This window comes from Collinsella sp. AM31-2AC, from assembly GCF_003469285.1.
Taxonomy (GTDB): Bacteria; Actinomycetota; Coriobacteriia; order Coriobacteriales; family Coriobacteriaceae; genus Collinsella; species Collinsella aerofaciens_AT.
Genome location: NZ_QSJB01000005.1, coordinates 131,900 through 132,150, shown reverse-complemented (window position 1 = coordinate 132,150; position 251 = coordinate 131,900). Strand labels below are relative to the sequence as shown.

General features: G+C 67.7%; 1 protein-coding gene. It reads left to right on the top strand.

The genetic code is table 11. From position 1 onward, the window contains the following. A partial coding sequence (locus tag DW796_RS10615; RefSeq protein WP_233539653.1) for a dTDP-4-dehydrorhamnose 3,5-epimerase family protein occupies window positions 1-251 on the top strand: 251 nt, incomplete at both ends.

Genomic DNA, 251 nt, shown 5'->3' with positions numbered 1-251 from the left:
CAGAACAACATCTCCTACAACGACAGCCGCGGCGTCACCCGCGGCATCCACGCGGAGCCCTGGGACAAGTTCATCTCCGTGGCCCGCGGCTCGGTCTTCGGCGCCTGGGTGGACCTGCGCGAGGGCAGCGCCACCTTCGGCAAGGTGTTCACGACCGTCCTGGACCCCTCCAAGGCCATCTACGTCCCGCGCGGCGTTGGCAACTCCTTCCAGGCCCTGGAGGACGGCACCGCCTACACCTACCTGGTGGA